The sequence below is a fragment of the Paenibacillus methanolicus genome (genome assembly GCF_008124765.1).
Lineage (GTDB): Bacteria > Bacillota > Bacilli > Paenibacillales > Paenibacillaceae > Paenibacillus_Z > Paenibacillus_Z methanolicus.
This window is the reverse complement of the sequence record NZ_VNHS01000015.1, coordinates 23,524-35,689: the sequence shown is the minus strand read 5'-3', so window position 1 is coordinate 35,689 and position 12,166 is coordinate 23,524. Positions and strand designations below refer to the sequence as shown.

At 55.3% G+C, this 12,166-nt stretch carries 13 protein-coding genes and 1 pseudogene; 8 read left to right on the top strand and 6 right to left on the bottom strand.

Annotated features, from left to right (window positions below; translation table 11 throughout):
- Positions 1-13: 13 nt before the first annotated feature.
- The 4 genes and pseudogenes from BCM02_RS36525 to BCM02_RS31270 all read left to right on the top strand — a co-directional run.
- Positions 14-181: pseudogene (locus BCM02_RS36525) on the top strand (fibronectin type III domain-containing protein); the annotation flags it as partial.
- Positions 176-1,048, top strand: a complete 873-nt coding sequence (locus BCM02_RS31280) for a fibronectin type III domain-containing protein (protein ID WP_342791375.1) — start codon at positions 176-178, stop codon at positions 1,046-1,048. The pseudogene BCM02_RS36525 and the gene BCM02_RS31280, both read left to right, overlap by 6 nt.
- A 286-nt stretch (positions 1,049-1,334) precedes the next feature.
- The gene (locus BCM02_RS31275) at positions 1,335-2,288 is read left to right on the top strand and encodes an ABC transporter substrate-binding protein (protein ID WP_246183636.1); all 954 of its coding nucleotides are present in this window, start codon (positions 1,335-1,337) and stop codon (positions 2,286-2,288) included.
- A 208-nt stretch (positions 2,289-2,496) separates the two neighbouring features.
- Positions 2,497-3,159 carry a lysoplasmalogenase gene (locus BCM02_RS31270; protein ID WP_246183635.1) on the top strand — a complete coding sequence of 221 codons (663 nt, stop codon included), beginning with the start codon at positions 2,497-2,499 and terminating at the stop codon, positions 3,157-3,159.
- On the opposite strand, the gene BCM02_RS31265 is transcribed toward BCM02_RS31270, so the two are convergent.
- Positions 3,120-5,120 carry a dihydroorotate dehydrogenase gene (locus BCM02_RS31265; RefSeq protein ID WP_148933058.1) on the bottom strand — a complete coding sequence of 667 codons (2,001 nt, stop codon included), beginning with the start codon at positions 5,118-5,120 and terminating at the stop codon, positions 3,120-3,122. The genes BCM02_RS31270 and BCM02_RS31265 overlap by 40 nt on opposite strands.
- A gap of 73 nt (positions 5,121-5,193) precedes the next feature.
- A complete protein-coding gene (locus BCM02_RS31260) occupies positions 5,194-5,478 on the bottom strand; it encodes a DUF2277 domain-containing protein (RefSeq protein WP_148933057.1) in 285 nt (94 codons plus the stop codon).
- A 143-nt stretch (positions 5,479-5,621) separates the two neighbouring features.
- On the opposite strand from BCM02_RS31260, the gene BCM02_RS31255 reads away from it, so the two are divergent.
- Positions 5,622-5,927, top strand: coding sequence for a hypothetical protein (locus BCM02_RS31255; RefSeq protein ID WP_148933056.1), 306 nt, complete (start codon positions 5,622-5,624; stop codon positions 5,925-5,927).
- 78 nt (positions 5,928-6,005) lie between these two features.
- The gene (locus BCM02_RS31250; RefSeq protein ID WP_148933055.1) at positions 6,006-6,332 is read left to right on the top strand and encodes a hypothetical protein; all 327 of its coding nucleotides are present in this window, start codon (positions 6,006-6,008) and stop codon (positions 6,330-6,332) included.
- Positions 6,333-6,674: 342 nt separating this feature from the next.
- Here the strand turns inward: BCM02_RS31250 and BCM02_RS31245 are convergent, their stop codons facing one another.
- The gene (locus BCM02_RS31245; RefSeq protein ID WP_246183634.1) at positions 6,675-7,043 is read right to left on the bottom strand and encodes a VOC family protein; all 369 of its coding nucleotides are present in this window, start codon (positions 7,041-7,043) and stop codon (positions 6,675-6,677) included.
- A 29-nt stretch (positions 7,044-7,072) separates the two neighbouring features.
- A complete protein-coding gene (locus BCM02_RS31240; RefSeq protein ID WP_148933054.1) occupies positions 7,073-7,522 on the bottom strand; it encodes a MarR family winged helix-turn-helix transcriptional regulator in 450 nt (149 codons plus the stop codon).
- A gap of 191 nt (positions 7,523-7,713) precedes the next feature.
- Here BCM02_RS31240 and BCM02_RS31235 point away from each other — a divergent pair, with 191 nt between their 5' ends.
- The gene (locus BCM02_RS31235; protein WP_148933053.1) at positions 7,714-8,673 is read left to right on the top strand and encodes an NAD(P)-dependent alcohol dehydrogenase; all 960 of its coding nucleotides are present in this window, start codon (positions 7,714-7,716) and stop codon (positions 8,671-8,673) included.
- Between the two features lie 179 nt (positions 8,674-8,852).
- On the opposite strand, the gene BCM02_RS31230 is transcribed toward BCM02_RS31235, so the two are convergent.
- Together BCM02_RS31230 and BCM02_RS31225 are read right to left on the bottom strand one after the other, a co-directional pair.
- A complete protein-coding gene (locus BCM02_RS31230; protein WP_148933052.1) occupies positions 8,853-10,112 on the bottom strand; it encodes an MFS transporter in 1,260 nt (419 codons plus the stop codon).
- A gap of 303 nt (positions 10,113-10,415) precedes the next feature.
- Complete coding sequence (locus tag BCM02_RS31225; RefSeq protein ID WP_148933051.1) at positions 10,416-11,120, bottom strand: MerR family transcriptional regulator; 705 nt, start codon at positions 11,118-11,120, stop codon at positions 10,416-10,418.
- Between the two features lie 164 nt (positions 11,121-11,284).
- On the opposite strand from BCM02_RS31225, the gene BCM02_RS31220 reads away from it, so the two are divergent.
- Positions 11,285-12,007, top strand: coding sequence for a VOC family protein (locus BCM02_RS31220; RefSeq protein ID WP_148933050.1), 723 nt, complete (start codon positions 11,285-11,287; stop codon positions 12,005-12,007).
- The last annotated feature ends 159 nt before the right edge of the window (positions 12,008-12,166 follow it).

The following is a 12,166-nucleotide window of genomic DNA, read 5'->3' as shown; positions in this document are numbered from 1 at the left end:
TAGCGCGACGTCGGTACTCTACTACGGCATCGATCCGCTCAACCTGGACCGCAAGGCGACCGTCTACGACGACGGCTTGTATCATAACGCATATGCGGACGGCCTGAAGCCGAACACCACCTACTATTATCAAGTCGTCGTCGCGGACAGCTACGGCAGCAGCGCGAAGAGCGACGTGCTCAAGTTCGCGACCTTGTCCGACATTCTGGTTCTATCCGGCGTTCAAGCCTACTCGACGAACGCCACGTTCACGAAGTTCGAGTGGACGACCAACCGCAGCGTAACCTCGACGCTCTACTATGGCGTGGACCCGGCTAAGTTGGACCAGAAAGCCATCTTGGTCCAAGATGGCGGCACGCTTCATCTGGCGAACGCGGAAGGACTGAAGCCAAGCACGACCTACTACTATCAAGTCGTCGTGACCGACGCGAGCGGATTTAGCGCGAAGAGCGACGTGCTCAAATTTTATACGATCTCGGATGCCCTGACGCTCTCGGGCGTAACCGCGTACTCGACGAGCGCGACGTTCACCAAATTCGAGTGGACGACCAGCCATTATGCCAACTCGACCGTCTATTTCGGCATCGACCCGCTGAACTTCGACCAGAAGGCGTTGCTCGCCCAAGACGGCGGCACTTTCCACAATGCCTACGTCGAAGGGCTGAAGCCCGGCACGACCTACTATTATCAAGTCGTCGTCATCGACGCGAACGGCAATAGCGCGAAGAGCGACGTGCTCAAGTTCACGACCTTGTCCGACGTATTGACGATCTCCGGCGTGCAAGCCTACTCGACGAGCGCCACGTTCACGAAGTTCGAGTGGATCACCAGTCTGAACGCCAACTCGACCGTCTATTACGGCACCGACAAGCTGAACCTGGATCAAAAGGCGCTACCCGCCCTAGACGGCGGCACCTTCCATAACGCCTACGCGGACGGCCTGCAACCCGGCACGACCTATTACTATCAAGTTGTCGCGACCGGCGAGAACGGAATAAGCGCGAAGAGCAACATATTGAGCTTTACGACGTTAAGCGAAACCAAATAACTCCGCGCTACCATGCGCACCAGCACCGGGATAGGAATTCGTTTCCAGACCGGTGCTCTTATTTGACTCGCCAAGCCCATTCTCACCCTCGCCGGCCATCGCGCAAACGCGGCTCCTCCCATTATGGTGTACAATTCACCCCCATACGCAATGCCATCCTCCCATTTGCGCCCATTTCCGAAAAATGTCCAGACGATTTCCGGAGAAAATCCATGTTCAGGATGTCCGGATTTCTCTATGATAAGTGATAATGATTATCATTATTGATATGGAGAGTGAACGGGTCATGAGAAAGAGCATGAAGAGCGTCGTATTGGCATGCGTGCTGGCGCTGGGCGTGGGGTCTGCGGCAGGCGCGGTTGCGACGGCGGCGAGCGTAAGCACGGCGGCCACGCAGAAAATCACTTATAAAGGACAGACGTACACGGTTCCGGCGAAAACGAACAATATCGTCATTACCGGTTCGGTCGAATCGCTGGAAGACGCGCTCGTGCTGAACTTCAAGCCGAAAGGCGCCCTGACGGTAGGCGGCGAATTCCCGAAACTGTTCTCGAAAATCACGGCCGGCGTAACGGCGATCGGCGAGAAAACGGAACCGGATCTGGAAGCGATTCTGAAGCTGAAGCCGGACGTCATCCTCAGCAGCACGAAGTTCCCGGAAGAGACGAACAAGAAGCTGGCGAAAATCGCGACGGTCATTCCGGTCTCCCACATCTCGACGGATTGGATCCACAACCTCAAGCTGTTGGCCGCGCTGACAGGCAAAAAGGCGGAAGCGACGCAAGCGATCATGGAATATCAGAGGCAACTTGCGCTCGTTAAAGCGAAGGTCGCGCCGAAATTTAATGGCAAAACCGTCGTCGCCGTGCGAATTCGTTCCGGCAACCTGTTCATCTATCCGAAGGACGTCTTCTTCAACCCTTCGCTGTACGCGAACCTCGGCGCAGCCGTGCCGAAGGAAGTCGGCCAAGCGAAGTCGCAGCAGAACCTCTCGCTGGAAGGCCTGGCGTCGATTAATCCGGACTATCTGTTCGTCCAATTCGCGGCCGAAGAGAACAAGGATAAAGAGAAGGCGCTGCAGGACCTGCAGAAGAATCCGATCTGGAAAAACCTCAAAGCCGCGAAGAACGGCAACGTCTTCGTCAATCTCGTCGATCCGCTGGCGCAAGGCGGTACGGCTTACAGCAAAATCGCGTTCGTCGAAGCCTTGACCAAAACGAAGCTGTATACGGGTAATTAAGCGGCATCGCGCGAGCGAGCCACATTGATCACGCACCCTAACACAAATAGAGCATGCTTGCAGATTGCAGGCATGCTCTATTTGCCGTCTATGATGCTATCGCGGCGGCGATCGGCATAGGTATTTTGTATTCGTTTGCAAGGTCCACAGGATTCGCGCCGATCTTGCCGAATACGTCTTTCAACACGGTCGATGGAGGGGAATTCTTTTGCGCCAATACGGTTTGCCGCTACTCATCCTCGCGATGGGCGCGCTGTACATCTTCTTCATTCCGTCCGATCCGCTGGCCGTGAAGCTGCTGTTCAAGCTGATTCCGATGTGGCTGATCCTGCTCTACGGCTACCTGCACACGAGCGGACGGCCGAGCCGTGACCAATGGCTGCTGCTCATCGGCTTGTTCTTCTGCATGCTCGGGGACGGGTTGCTGCATTGGTTCGTCGTCGGGCTGTCCGCTTTTCTGATCGGACACCTGTTCTACGCAGCCAGCTTCCTGACCAGATGGCGCTTCTCCGCAGCCCGCCTGGCCGCGGTCGCGCCGATCGCGGCGTATGCCGCTTGGATCGGGTCGCATCTAATCGATGCTCTGTCGCGCGACGGACGCGAGGCGTTGATCGTGCCGGTGCTCCTCTATATCGCGGTTATTGCGGCAATGGCGTTCACCGCCGTCATGACCGGGCAGCGGAAGGCGATCTTCGGCAGCCTCCTGTTCCTGGCGTCGGATTCGATTTTATCTTGGAACATGTTCGTGTCGGATATCGCTTACGCCGGGCCGCTCATTATGATTACGTATTATGCCGCTCAGTTCCTGCTTGCCGGCAGCTTGCGCGGCGGTCAGTCCAACTTACGGCCAACAGGGACTTCTCCCCGTTGAACCGGCATCTCCCCTTCATCGGCTAAAGGCACGGCGGCGTCTTCGCTCTTCATCAAATACGGATAAAGTAAAATAAGGCCCGCCACATACAGCGCGAAGACGAAATACGCCGGCAGCAGATGAACGAAGTCGGTATAGCCGATGCTCAGGTGAATCCCCAAACCCGCGAGGAAACCGGGTGCTCCTCCCGCAAGCAACGTCCACCACAACCACCTTGCCCCCTGCTGCAAACCCCAGAGCGCGAGAATGAGGATCATGACGGCATCCGCCAGCAAAGCGCCTCCGAAGCCTGCCCGATCGTGGGCTATCAGCGGAACGAGGCGGGGATTGGCGAGATCGAGCGTTTCGCGCGTCAGTCCCAGATAACGGAGATCCTGCGGCACGAAGACGTTCGTGACGCCGACGGTCGCAATGACGATCCCGCCTACGCACAACGAAATGCCGACTACGATGAAACATAGCTGCCCCCAGAGGGACCGCTTCCACGTCTTATCGTTGCGCAGATTGACCGGGTCCCGATAAGGGCGGTCGGGGTTGCGGCGCATGGACAGCAGGAACATCGGTAATAGTATAGCCGCCGCTGCCGCGTGCAGCGGATCGAAGAAACCATACCCCAGGTAGAGAAAAAAGCTCGGAAACCCGACGGCTCCGGACACCAACACCGCCGTCTTCGCCCAATGCAAGCCGTGCCGAAGACCATGCTTCGCCAGCCGATAATACAGAATGCCGATGGAGATCATCGTCCCGGCAAGCGTAATGCGGTCATGCGACATGAAATGAAGCAGATGCGGCGCAATCGCGCTCACTTCGCTGCCCGTCATGCCGAGAAAATCCTCGTCGTACGAAAGCAGCACGGTGCTCGTCGCGATATGCCATGCGATAAGGCCGCCAATGATCATGCCGATGCCGAGCAGGCACATCCAGCCCCAGTTGCGCCAGAACGGCGGATCGGCCTCGCCACCGGGCAGCTCCGCGAGTTTGCGGTGCTGGACGACTTCGTTAACCCGCTTCGGCAGCCCCGGGCCCGCGAAGACGAAGCCGCCGTGAAGCAGCACGTAATCGGCGCCCGCGTCCATCAACTCCAGCGCATCCACGGGCGCGTGCACGCCCGCCGAAGCCAGCAGCGCGGGCGATCCCGCCGCTTGCGACCGGACGAGCGCCACTTTGGCCAGACAGGCGGATTTGCCGTCCCGGCCGACCGTCGCGCCTTCCTTGCCGCCAATGGCGTCTCCAATGACAAACCCGCTCCAGACCGACGAGTCAGCGGTTTGCAGAAGCTCTGTTAACCACTCATCCGGGAAATCAAGCGGCACGTAAAGCAAGCAGGGCTTGGATCGATTTGGCCCGGTTAGATACGCCGTCAGCCGGCTCGCCATATGAACGTTGTCATCCCTGCTTCTTGCTGCCGATACCCCTTCGATCACGAGCGCGGCGACGCTGTGCTCGCCCCCGAACATGTCGAGCAGCGCTCCCAGCTCCTCAATCGCTTGTACTCGGTCCGCATCCGGAGAAGGGGCTAGACGCGCAAACTGGGGCAGCGCATGATCTGGTGCCCGCATACGCCGGAGCGCCGCTTCTGCTCCCTCATTCTCGTACGCGCTCGGGTACACGATCGCTTCTTCTTCCACGTCCAGTCGAATCGGCGCCGCATGCCGAATCGGACGCGGCGTGATCGGTCCCGCTTCCACGAAACCGAATCCTAATTGGGCTAAGGCGCGCGTCGCCAAGTGCTCGGGATCGACCGCGCCGGACAAGCCGACCGGCGTCGCCAGCCGGATGCCGGCGAACGTCGTCGCCAGCAGCGGGGCGGGCTCCATATGGCCGAGCGCCTTGATCAGCAGCGTACCGCCCGGCATCCGGCTTACGGTTCCCATCGCGCGAAGGGTAAGTCCGCGGGCAACCCTTGCGGGCAGACGGAACAAGAGCGGGCGGAATAGGGTTTGATAGGACCAGTCGGGCATGACCGCGCGTCACCCCTTTCTCGAAATCGCCAGCCGCCTTGCGCATTCGGCCGTCGTTACACCCGAATCTGCCCTATTGCCCTTCTCTCGCCGTGCCGAACCGCTTGACCGAACGAATCTTGGCCCGCTCGGCTTCGACCTCCCGGTTCCGCGGCTCGGCGTTGGTCACGAGCGAACCGAGCAGCTTCTGCGCCGCCGCGGTAACCTCTTCGACCGCCAGCTGGAAAGCCTCCTCGTTCGCCTTCGACGGCTTGTTGAAGCCGGACAGTTTGCGCACGAATTGGACGGCCGCCGCCCTCACTTCGTAATCGCTCGCCGCCGGCTCGAAGTTGAACAACGTTTTAATATTCCGGCACATAGGCTTCTTCCTTTCCTTCATGTATCTTCCTATACTGTCCAGTTTATCCTACTTTGCAGCGGATTCTCCAGAAGGATTTTGTGGTGGAAACTCGAATGTATAGCTTCAGAAAAACAGGTGGGTTTTACCAGTCGGAGGGTGTCGTGAAAAGAATCTTGTCTTGCATGCTTGTGCTGTTGGCAAGCACGTTATTAACCGCTGCGGGAACAGCCGCTTCCTATCGGCTTGCGCCGTCGCCGAACGGATTCGCGCTTCAGTTGGAGCCAGGGAAGCGCGTTCTCGCAACGTATGTGCCGCCGGGACGAGGAAGCTGGGTTGCTTATGAGCTGTTCGACGGCCATGAGGAGCGCGAGCTGTTGTTCTTCAACCACGTGACCAAGACGGCCAAGACGTATGCCGTCCGCTCGTTTACGTTCGATGGAGACGAGGCGCATGCCAATACCCGGTGATCTCGTACAGTAGACTGCGGTGAACGCTCGCGGTCTGATCGGTTTGTCCGCCCATCCTTAGTGTCGAGGAGGGAATTTGTGAAAAGACTCGCTTTTGTTCTGTTGGCCGGCATCGTCCTCTCGGCTTGCTCGAATTATACGCTTGAGAAAGCGAAAGAACGGGGAGATGTGGTGGAAGGTCCCGGCGGTCCGTTAAACGTAGAGCAGCTTGATGAGTTCGCGCAGAAAGGGAAGCTTGCCGGCAATCTACGCATCATTCGATTCGATGACGAAGGGAGACCGGATATTGCCGACCTGAGCTCGGGGGATGAAGGAATCCGCTATCAATATGATCCGCATGACGGCCGCAAGTCGGAAACACTCTGTAAGGGGGGCGCACGGAGGAACAATCCTCTACCAGCATGAAGCGCCAGTACATCCTGACGTCCTGCAAGAGCGTGATTGGCATGGAGGGGCCCGGCGACGGCGAAATTCTCATTTATACGCTGTTCCAGTAACAAAGAGTGCCGATAACGAATACGAATCGCCACCCTTTCCTTCTCGGTTAGCGTGGCGATCGCAATTATTTCGTATCCGCGCTCTGGATATACTTGGACGGCGCGCAGAAGACGGATACGAAGCTCGGGCACGACGACGCGCTGCATGCGGGCGCAGCCGAGCATTTATACACCTTAACGTTCAGGCGAACGAACAAAAACAAGACCGTACGGGATGCGTACGGTCTTGTTTTTGTTCGCGCGTGGGCTTTTAACGGTAATACGAGAGCACCCAGCACACGCCGTTCCGGTCGGTAACGATGGCCAGCAAGCCGTTGAATGGCGCTTCGTAGGCTTCCGTGTTAATCATCCCGCCTTCCGCGAATTGCGCGTAGACATGCCGGAACGCCGCTTCCTCGTCAAGCTTCAGGAATACGCGCACGTAGTCGCCCTTGCCGGCCGGCTTCGCCGCTTGCGAATCGGCGAACTTCAATGTGGCGTCTTCCAGATGAAGGTCCGCGTTCAGCACCGCTTCGCCTTGTTGGCGCAGAATGGAGATGTCGCCGCCCAGAATGCGCTGGTAATACTCGATTTCATCTTTGCAGTTATCCACCACGATAAACGGAAGTGCCATGATCATGTTCATTCCTCCTCAAGTCAACGCATTCGCTACTCGGTCAAATTCCGAAGCACGATCTTGAGCAGCCCCATCATTTCGTCGTACTGCTCATCGCTGATGCCTTTGCGGGTCATATTCTTGACGCGGTCCAGCGCCTGCTGAACCTTCGGCACCACGCCCCGCCCCGATCCCGTCAAATACAGCAGCTGATAGCGGTTATCCGCGGGATCGGCTTCCCGACGCACGTAACCTTCGGCCTCCAGCTTGGCGATCGCCTTGGCGGTCGTCGTCTTGTCGATCAGCAGCTTCTCGCTCAACGCCTTCTGCGTCACGGCCTCTTGGTACGCGATCGCCATCAGAAAAATATACTGCCCGCTACCGATTCGGTAGGGTGCCAGTTCGGTCGAAATCAGCACCTGCATATGGCGGTAGATGGCGGAGATGTATTGGCCATGAGACTCGGCAGCCCCCCGCCCGGCAGACGTCCATCCGTTCTCCATTTGCCCGCCCCCTAGATAGGATGTTATTGCAACTAATTGTATTGTATGCGGAATAGGATGTTATTGCAACTAATTAATTGCAGGTAAAGGAAACATTACGCTACTTTAAATTAAATCCTGCATATCCATTACTATCTACCGTCACACCCCATTACGATTTGCCAACGCAATCGAACATAGGAGGCGCACGCATGAGAGCCATCGTCTGTTCAACGTACGGATCGCCGGACGTGCTATCGCTCCAGGACGTAGAAATCCCCTCCCCCAAAGACAACGAGGTGCGCATCCGCATCCATGCGGCGGCGGTCACGCCCTCGGACTGTGCCTTTCGCAAGGCTGATCCGGTCATAATACGGCTCATGTACGGTCTAACCAAACCTCGCTACCCCGTCATGGGAGTTGAACTGGCTGGCCAAATCGAGTCCGTCGGCAAAGCCGTCACGCAGTTCAAAGCAGGCGACGAGGTATTTGGCATAAGCCCGAGAAGCTTCGGCGCCTACGCGGAGTACGTTTGTTTGCCGGAAAATGTCCCGCTAGCCGTCAAACCGCGCAACATGAGCTATGAGCAAGCGGTCGGGATTTGCGACGGGGCCCTGACTTCGCTTGTTTTCCTCCGCGATGTAGCCCGAATCGAGCGCGGTCAATCCCTCCTCATCAACGGGGCCTCGGGCGCGGTTGGCGTCTATGCGATTCAGCTGGCCGCTTTTTTCGGCGCGGACGTTACGGGGGTATGCAGCGCTTCGAACGCGGAGTTTGTCCGATCGCTCGGCGCCCATCGGGTGATCGACTACACCCAGGCCGATTTCACCCGAAGCGGCCGGTATGACGTCATTTTCGATGCGGTAGGCAAAAGCTCTTTCTCCCGATGCAAAGGCGCGCTGCAGCCGAACGGCATCTATCTCACGACCGTCCCAACGCCGGCAATCCTCCTCCGCACGGCCCGGGGCGCGATCGGCGGCGGCAAGAAAGCCAAGTTCACCGCAACCGGTCTGAGACAGAATAAGGAGAACCTGCTTTTCCTGAAAGAACTGGCGGAGTCCGGAGCAATCCGGCCGGTCATCGACCGACGCTATCCGCTGGAACAAATCGCCGAAGCCCACCGCTACGTTGAAACGGGACGCAAAAAAGGGAATGTCGTCATCACGATGTGAAATCGGCGATGACTCGTTCGTCTAAACCCGCTCCGAGGGCCCGCTGCACCGAAAATAAAAGGACGCCAAAATGGCGTCCACATCCGGAAAACTTAGATGGCCCCGATAGATTCGGCGAGTATTGCCCATTCATGATTGAATCGACGATGCGCACATCTCGTCCGCAATTGTGCTACCTCTTATCCGTGCGCTTCGCTCTCCTGCAGATTCTCTTTGGGCGCCGGCATGCCGGCCTCGAGCAATCGCGGGTTGCCGACGAAGAACAAGGCTAGAATCATGATGAGCAGGCCGGTGCCCATCAGCAGCCATTCAATCTCGATCACGTCCGACAGCGGCCCGAAGATGAGCATGCCGATCGGCATCATCGACGTGGAGATCATGCTGAATACGCCGAAAATGCGGCCAAGATAATTCGGATCCACTTTCTCCTGCAGCATGACGGTCGTCGGCGTATTCGCCATCGGCATCGCAACGCCGAACATCGCCATCGCCAGGAGATAAATCCAGAAAATCGGCACGACGCCCAGCACGAACGTGCATAAGCCCATCGCGAGGTTGGCGAGCGTCATCGTATGGATCTTGTTCCGAAAGCCGCCCCAGGATGCGATAACGGCCCCGCCGGCCATCATACCGACGGAGAAGGCAATCTCAATCGCCGTTAACCGCCAATAATCATCCCCGAAGCTGCGCGTCACCTGCAGCGGCGTCAAGAAGGCAGCCGGCGCCATCAAGGCGAAGAAGAAAGCAAAGAACACAAACAAGGGCTTCAGAAAGCCGTGATGCTGGATGTAAGTGACCCCTTGCTTAAAGTCCTCCCAGTAACTGACCGCCTGCGTATCCGACTCCTTGCGGTGCGAAGGAATGCGGAGAAAGAAAAACAACGCGCAAATCGCGATTGCCGCGGTGACGACGTCGATGAAGAAAATGACCTCGATGGTCGACACGGACAGCAGCGCCGCGCTGACGATCGGCGCCACGAACATCATAAGCGCCTGAAGCGTTCCATTGATGCCGTTGATCTTCGTCAGCTGGTCTTCCGGCACGATCTGCGGCAGGATGGCGCCCACCGCCGGGGTCTGAATGCCCGCTCCGAGCGCGCGAACGGCGGCAATGACGAACAGCAGCCACGGCGCGTCGTAGCCCAGCAGGAACGTGATGGCCAGAATCAGCGTCACGGCGGCAATCATGGCATCGGCCAGCATAATGAGGGTTTTGCGGTTGAAGCGGTCGGCCCATACGCCGGCGAACGGCGATAGCAGGAACGTCGGGATAAAGCCGCAGATAATGAATAACGTCATCATCAGGCCGGATTGGGTCGTGAGCGTGACGTGCCACATAATCGCGTACTGTACTAAAGCGGAACCAAACAACGAGATCGTCTGGCCGCTCAAAAAGAGCGTGATATTCCGTTTCCAATTACGTTGTTCGTCTCGAGTCATCTCTTCATCCTTTCCGAATCGCATATCGACGGTGGCATGATAGCCGGCAATGCCCCCTGAGCTTCATTATGACAGAAACGGACGCGCAAGGTTTCTTATGATTTGCGGTTTCTCTATTTTTGTGCCCAACCGCGAACCGATGCAAACCAAACAGGCTCATACGCAACTCCATACTATGGCCGGTCAATCTAAACGGAACGCCAACAAAAGGCTAAGTGAAGCAACATAGCGCCCAAAGGATGAATAGGCTGCAACATTGTTGTTTGCAGGTTGTTGCATGTTGTTGGCAATGGAATTGCACGCTTACTGTCCTTCTTTATTTGACACAATGTCTAAAAGATTTTGCAAATAGGAGATACCTCGCACTTGCTCAACCAATGCATAATCAATGTACTGAAGAGACTTAAGCGCAATTTCCTTAGCCTGCGCAACATTATGTTTATCGAGCTCCGATAGTACTGTACGAACGGTATCCAAGGAATACACGACTCTTTGAACAGTCCGGATGATAAGCACTTTGCGAATATCTGAAGGACTATAGATACGGTATCCGCTCTCTTGTTGACGCTCAGGTTTGATTAACCCTTCCTTCTCCCAATGCCGAATCGCGGAAGCAGATACGTTCGCTTCTTCCGCTACCTCACCAATCGTAAACGAGTTGTTATTGCGGAACTTCGGCAGATCGTTCAGCTCTTTCAAATCAAGCATGTCGACTGTTCTTTGTACGGTTTCTTTTTCTGCATGCAAGTTTACTTGCGCCTTGTTAACGAGCCATAAAGCATCCAGTGTTTCCCCCCGAATGACGCGCGGCATCACCTCTCGAATCAAATCCATGCCAAAACCAGCATACATCGCACGTATACATTGGAAATAAGCCTCATGTTCTTTTGTATATATGCGATAGCCATTTGCAGCTCTCTCGACGTAAGGGACAAGTCCCCACGCTTCATAATGCCTTAATGCGCTCGTGCTAATATTCAATTTTTTTGCTATCTCAATCCCTTTCATCTTGACCCCCTTGTTTAATCCTATTATTTATCATTAAAGCACATGACGGGTTTATGTCTTTCAGTCACTTTAACACATTAGAAAAATACAACAAACCTTATCATTTGCATAAATGTGGTACGCTGTATGAGTAAGCCAAATACACGAAGAAGAGGTGGCTAGTTTTGATTAGAATCAAACCGATTTTACCGTGTCCATCCATAAAGGAACAGGTGTCCTTTTATGAGAGCTTAGGTTTCAAAACGATTCAAATTTATACTCGACCACATCCATATGCAGTGGTAAGTTACGGTTCGCTTGAGCTGCACTTTTATGTAACCAAACGAATATTGCCTAATGAAAACCCCCAGATGTGCTATATCGAAGTTGACGATGTAAACCGGGTATATGAAGATTTCACGACTGAATTGAAACGACGCACCGGGAAAATCCCTCGTTCCGGCATACCGCGAATATCAAAATTGAAACAATTAGTAGAAGATCGAAGATTTACAATGACAGATGCAGGCGGGAATACGTTGTACATCGGAACACCGCATGCTGCCGATCTATCCGATCCTGCTTTTTATAGAACCCTCCAAAGCGTGGAGTATGCAAAGAATTTCGAGATACTCTACGATTTAATCTATTCAAAAGAGGATAGCCATTCTGCGTTCAATATGTGGCAAAGATTCTTTTCTGCAGGAGATTTTAATTCGATAACTGTAGGCGATTTGGATCTCGCAAAAATATTGCTGGCTGCTTTGGATATTCATTTGCAACGCGATAATGTAGTGAATCAAGGCATTAACGATAGACTGAAACAGTTAATGAATTGTTACAACTCCGAAGATCCCGATTGGAATAAAATCATGCGGCAGTATAACAATATTATTAGCAGTGAATAAAACATCCCGCATCTTTATAGGCCAAAAAATGCTGTGCCTGGAGCAAGTGCTGCAACTGCTTGTTGCTGTTTGCGGAGAAGCCCAAAGAGGGCCGCGGCAGGCTACCCACCGGTAACCTGTCACAGCCCTCAATCCCGCGTCCGACGCGGCCTCTCGGCA